This is a genomic window from Nocardiopsis sp. TNDT3 (genome assembly GCF_003427465.1).
GTDB lineage: Bacteria > Actinomycetota > Actinomycetes > Streptosporangiales > Streptosporangiaceae > Nocardiopsis > Nocardiopsis dassonvillei.
Map to the genome: position 1 here is coordinate 1 of NZ_QPFC01000897.1, position 5,050 is coordinate 5,050.

Annotated in this window: 2 protein-coding genes, 1 pseudogene and 1 riboswitch; of the genes and pseudogenes, 1 reads left to right on the forward strand and 2 read right to left on the reverse strand. The window is 72.6% G+C overall.

The window, feature by feature from the left end; all coding sequences use genetic code 11:
* Positions 1-159: 159 nt before the first annotated feature.
* Together DQW06_RS21255 and DQW06_RS21260 are read right to left on the reverse strand one after the other, a co-directional pair.
* Complete coding sequence (locus tag DQW06_RS21255) at positions 160-327, reverse strand: CsbD family protein (protein WP_013152664.1); 168 nt, start codon at positions 325-327, stop codon at positions 160-162.
* Positions 328-602: 275 nt separating this feature from the next.
* A complete protein-coding gene (locus DQW06_RS21260) occupies positions 603-3,935 on the reverse strand; it encodes an AAA family ATPase (protein WP_117199166.1) in 3,333 nt (1,110 codons plus the stop codon).
* A 225-nt stretch (positions 3,936-4,160) separates the two neighbouring features.
* Positions 4,161-4,369, forward strand: a riboswitch (cobalamin riboswitch).
* 53 nt (positions 4,370-4,422) lie between these two features.
* Here DQW06_RS21260 and DQW06_RS21265 point away from each other — a divergent pair.
* Positions 4,423-5,050: pseudogene (locus DQW06_RS21265) on the forward strand (nitrite reductase); the annotation flags it as partial.

The following is a 5,050-nucleotide window of genomic DNA, read 5'->3' on the forward strand; positions in this document are numbered from 1 at the left end:
GAGCACGTGCGGGGCACGTGCTCCGCTCCCCTCGGACGCGAAGGCGGTCAGGTCGGCGGCCACGGCGGGACCGGGGCTCGCGGCCCGCCCCGTCCGGCCGGCCGGTCGGGAGGCGCCCGCTGGCGGGGGGCCGTCCGCGAGCGTCCGCGAAGGCGGCACCTACCGGCCCTTCTTCAGGTCCTCCTTGCCCTGGCGCAGGCGCCCCTTGGCCATCTCGGCGCGACCCTCGTTCTTCATGCGGTCGTTGCCGGTGGCCTTGCCGGTGGTCTCCTTGGCCTTGCCCTTGACCATCTCGGCCTGGCTGCGGCCCTTCTCGGTGGCGCTCATGCTCTTCCTCCTTCGGTGGTTCCCGTGGGGAGCGGTGTACTGCTGCGAACCGCCCCTCGCCCGTCCCCTGCCCGAAACAAGAAACCTTAAAATCCCCGCAAAACCCTCGAAACACTCCACGCCCGCCGTCACCACCGCTGTTCCGCCCGAACACGAACCGGGGCCGGGCCCGCGAACGCGCGTCGTCGCCCCACCTCCGCGTCCGGGGGCGGGCCGTGTTCCCAAGGCCGCGGAACCCACCGCTCCGCGTGGGGAACCGTCGCCCCCCATGAGGTCTACGGAGCTCCCACGACGTCCTCGGGGCGCAGGGTCTGCAGCTCCGCCACCCCGGGGACCTCCCCCGCCAGGGCCGCCGTCTCGATCCGCCGCGACTGGCGGATCACGCTCTCCTCGAACAGCTTGCGGACCTCGCGCCCGTTGCCGTCCCCGAACACCCCGGCCCGCTCGACCACCAACGCGCCCAGCGCCCCGCGCGTCTCCTCGGGCACCAGGAAGTCGCTGCCCTCGGCCATCCCGACGAAGATCCGCACCAGCTCGTCCGCGTCGTAGGGGGCGAACTCCACCGTCCCGGAGAACCGCGACTCCAGCCCCGGGTTGCTCGCCATGAACTCGCGCATCTCCCCGGTGTAACCGGCGGCGATCACCACCACCTCGTCGCGGTGGTCCTCCATCAGCTTCAGGAGCGTGTCGACGGCCTCCTGGCCGAAGTCGGAGCCGCTGCCGCCCGGCCGGGCGAGCGCGTACGCCTCGTCGATGAACAGCACGCCTCCGCGCGCCCGGTCGAACACGTCACGCGTGCGCTGGGCGGTGTGGCCCACGTACGAACCCACCAGGTCCGCCCGGCTGGCCTCCACCACCTGCCCTTGGGCGAGCACCCCCAGGGCCGCCAGCAGTTCCCCGTAGACCCGCGCGACCGTGGTCTTGCCCGTTCCCGGAGGCCCGGCGAAGACCAGGTGTCGCGAGGGCAGCGGGGCCCCCAGCCCGGCCGCCTGCCGCCGACGTCCGGCCGAGATCAGGTTCACCAGGTCGGCCACCTCCCGCTTCACCGCCGCCAGGCCCACCATGGCGTCCAGGCGGCGCATCAGCTCCTCGACCTGACCGGCGTCCCTGGGCCCCTCCGCGACCCTGGCGGAGAGCCCGCCGTCCACGACGTCGGCGAGGTCCTCCGGCAGGATCAGCGACAGGTCCCGCGCCGAACCGAAGTCGCCGTCGACGATCCGGGTCGCCTGGGTCTGGACGGTCTCCTCGAACACGCGGCGCGCCTCGCGCCCGTTGCCGAAGGTCTCGTCGCGCTTCTGCGCCTGGAAGTGCCGGATGAGCAGCTCCCGGGTGCCCTCCCCCAGCGTGTAGCCCTGCCTGTCCGCCATCCCCGTGAAGATGGTCGTGAGCTGTTCGGGCGAGTAGTTCTCGAACTCGACGGTGCGGGCGACCCTCGACCGCAGCCCGGGGTTGGCGTCGAGGAAGCCGCGCATCTCGCTGGAGTACCCGGCGAAGATGACGACGACCTCCTCGCGCAGGTCCTCCATGAGTTTGATGAGGGTGTCGATGGCCTCCTGGCCGAAGTCCGATCCGCTGCCGAACTTGCGGGACAGCGCGTACGCCTCGTCGACGAACAGCACACCGCCCCGGGCCCGCTCGACCACCTCGGTGACCTTGGTGCTGGTGCCGCCCAGGTGCTCGGCCACGAGGTCGGGGCGGGCGGCCTCCACGAACTGGCCGCTCCCCAGCACGCCCAGGGAGCGCAGGATCCGCCCGTAGAGCCGGGCCACGGTGGTCTTGCCGGTTCCGGGCGGCCCGGAGAAGACGAGGTGGCGGCTGACGTTGAGCGCGGGCAGCCCCGCCGCCGCACGCTTGACGCTGACCTGCTGGAAGTTGACGAGGGCGCGGACCTCCTTCTTCACCCCGTCCAGGCCCACCATGGCGTCCAGCTCGGCCAGCAGTTCCTCCAGCGGCCGCGCCTCACCCTCGGGCGCGTCCGGCACGGCCGCGCCGCCGCTGCCGGTCGCGGCCCGCGCCTGGACCCGGTCACCGTCCCCGTTCCCGGTGATCTCGGTGTCCTCGGTCTGCACGGTGGCGGTGTCCTCGGTGTCCACCCCCTCAGCGGCGTTGCCGGAGATCGTGCACCCCACCAGGCGCACCCTGCTGGTGCCGTACACGGCCAGCCCGGAGCCGTCCCCGTCCCGGACCACGGTGTCCTCCAACGTGACCACGGCCCCGTTCTCCACGCCGACTCCGGCCGACGCGCACCCGCTCACCGTCGACGAGCGCAGGACCAGCCGCGACTCGCCCCCCGCGTAGACACCGTGCAGGGAACAGTCCGAGATCTGGATCCTGTCGACCTCGACCTCGGACCCTTCGTTGACGGTCAGCGCGTTGAGACTGCTGTTGGTGACCGTCGCCGCGCTGACCGTGACCGTGCTGTCCTGCCTGACGAGGAGGCCACCCTCGACGTCGTCCCCGGTCAGATCGGTCAGGCTTCCCCGCGCGTCGACGATGTGCACCATCGTCGGCGACTTCGAGGCGCGCAACCCGGTGACCTCGAACCGCCCCTTCTGCGCGGCGAACACGCTCCACTTCTCCCGTGCCTCCTGGGGGCTGTCACGCAGTTCGACGTCGGAGAGCGTCGTCCGGCACTCCTCGACGTAGACCCCGTTCCCACCGACACGGGTCAGGGACAGCCCCTCACCGCTGACCCTGGCCCCCTCCCCGTGGAGGCCTGTCCGGGCAGCGTCCTCGATGACCAGGTCCCGGACGGTCAACGCGCCCCCGACGGTCGCCAGGGCACTGGCCCTGGCGTTGGTGATGCGGCCGTGGGTGATGGTCATCTCGGAGTCGTCCCAGGCGTACACGGAGTCGCCTCCGGCACGGCCGCCGTCCACCCTGAGGCGGTCGAACTCCGCCCTGGAGCGTCCGGTCACCCGTACCGGCCAGCCCCGGTCCCCGGTGACCGTCAGGTTGGTGAACTTCGGAGCGGCGGAGTCCCGCACGTGGACCGCTTGGGTCCTCTCCCCTCCGCAGTCGGTCAGGACGCAGTCGGTGACCGTGGGCGAGGCCTTGGAGATGTGCAGGGTGTGCCATGTGTCGTGGCCCCCGGTGAAGGTGGTCCGGCGGATCTCGGGGGAGCCCGGGCCCTCGACGACGAGCACGGCGTCGGTGAAACGGCAGCCGTCCACCTTGCCCGTGGAGCCGTCCATGTAGAGTCCGCCGCCCGCGAACCCGCAGTTGGTGAACTCGGCTTCGGTGTTCTTCACGTTCACTTGCGTACTCGCGGAGAAGGCGCAGTCGACGGCCTTCAGGAAGGCTTCGGGGTGCACGTACACGGGCGGGTACTCGGCTGAGGCGTTGCGCACGTGCACACCGTGCAGTTCCAGCCGCCCCTTGTGCACGTTGAACACGTTCGTGTCGCCCGCCGCGACCGTCACGGTGCCGGGGCCCTGGAGGGGAACCACGATGACGTGCCGGTTCACGCCGACCACCTGGGGTTCGGTGTAGTGGCCCGGCTCGACGTGCAGGTACAGGTCACTTCCCGCGTACATCGGGGCCCGCAGCGCCGCGCCCAGACTGGGGAAGGCGTAGGGGTCGGTCTGCGAGATTCGGACCGTGTACATCCATCGGCTCCCGGGGGTGAGGGCACGGCGGCGCGGACCGTGCGAGGAATACGCGGTACGTACCGTATCGGCCGGTTGTGTCGTACGGTGCCGGCCGCGCTCTCCTGCCCGCGACTGGCCGCCTCCGGCCACGCCGGGACCATGCCGGGGCCACACCGGGACCGCGACGGGGCCACGCCGGGACCGCGTCGGGGGAAGGCCCCCGGACCTGGCCCGGGAGGGGAACGGTACCCTCGTCGAGCCAGTCGAACTCCACCTCGTGGGGCAGGGAACCCGGTGCGAATCCGGGGCTGACGCGCAGCGGTGAGGGTGACGGGCGGGCACGCCCCGGGGACGCGGTTCCCCGGGACAGCCACTGGAGCGCACGCTCCGGGAAGGCGCTCCGCACCGGTCGATCCCGAGTCCGAAGACCTGCTGGCGCTGGCGGTGACGGGCCGCCAGGTCAACCGAGGACCCCGCGAACGGGTCCCTGACCAGAAGGACGCGCATGTCCCCGATGGGCTCCCCATCCCCATCCCCCACCGTCCGCGCCCGGCGCGACCGCTGCCCGGGCGCCCTGCGGCCCTGGCCCGCCGACGACGGGCTGCTGGTCCGGCTCCGGCTCGTCGGCGGCAGGCTCCCCGTCCGTTCGCTGCGCGCCCTGGCCGCCGTGGCCCAGGAGTACGGCGACGGCCGGATCCACGTCACCGGGCGGGCCAACCTGCAACTGCGCGCCCTGCCCGGAAGCGGGGGGCGGCTGTCCCCCGAGGTGCTCCGGGCTCTGGAGGGCACCGGCCTGCTGCCCTCGCCCTCCCACGAGCTGGTCCGCAACATCATGGTCTCCCCCCGCACGGGGCTCGGGGCTGGAAGAGCGGACCTGCGGCCCGTGGCCGCCGAGCTGGACGGGCTGCTGTGCGCCGAACCGCGCCGCGCCGCCCTGCCCGGCCGATTCCTCTTCGTCCTGGACGACGGAAGCGGCGACCTGCTGGAGCGCTCCTGCGACCTGGGGGCGGTCGCCCTCGACGCGCGTACCGCCCAGCTCAGGGTCGGGGAGCACTGGGGCCCGCTGACACCGCTGGAGGAGGCCCCGGCCGCGCTCGTGCGCCTCGCCGACCGGTTCCTGGAGCTGCGCGGCG

Excerpts from the sequence above, each read along its gene's own strand:
- DQW06_RS21255 (WP_013152664.1), bottom strand. The coding sequence starts at position 327 with ATGAGCGCCACCGAGAAGGGCCGCAGCCAGGCCGAGATGGTCAAGGGC.
- DQW06_RS21260 (WP_117199166.1), bottom strand. The coding sequence starts at position 3,935 with ATGTACACGGTCCGAATCTCGCAGACCGACCCCTACGCCTTCCCCAGT.